The sequence below is a fragment of the Dellaglioa sp. CoH-55-MRSF-9 genome, assembly GCF_056782155.1.
This window is the reverse complement of the sequence record NZ_JBXAYG010000025.1, coordinates 1-460: the sequence shown is the minus strand read 5'-3', so window position 1 is coordinate 460 and position 460 is coordinate 1. Positions and strand designations below refer to the sequence as shown.

The 460-nt window shown below is 53.9% G+C and carries 1 protein-coding gene; it reads right to left on the bottom strand.

Going from position 1 to position 460, the window contains the following annotated elements:
• Positions 1 to 460, bottom strand: a 460-nt coding sequence (locus AC1RPV_RS07645) for a hypothetical protein (protein ID WP_481764181.1), incomplete at both ends; no start/stop codon positions are given.

Sequence of the window (460 nt, the reverse complement as noted above, 5' to 3'; positions counted from 1 at the left end):
CCGCGCCTTTCGGTAGGCCTCGTACTGTGCGTGCTGCTTCAGCTTCTGCTGAGCGGCCTTTAGGCGTTTCTTGAGCGTTGCCGGGTCCTTAATCTTCACCGCCTGCCCGCAAGACTCGCACTTGCCCTCTGCGAACTTCTCTGCATGTTCGAGCTGATGCTCATAGACCCGAACCAAGGTTTCCAGATCAGCTTCTTCCTCTTCAGGCTTATCCGCCTTTTCCGGCAATTCGGATTCTGCCTCTTCGCGAACGCTTTCTATTTCAAGTTCGACACGCTTGAGTGCGAGTCTGGCTTCTGTATACGCCGTGTACGCGTTCTTTGCCATCTCGGCCGCAAGCTCTCGGCCGTTCTCTTCGATCAGGTTCTGCGTGACCTCACTCAGCTCTGCATACGCCTCGTTGTATCGGGCGTTATTCTTTTTATACTGCTCGTATTCTTCGGCTTCCTCAATATTAGCG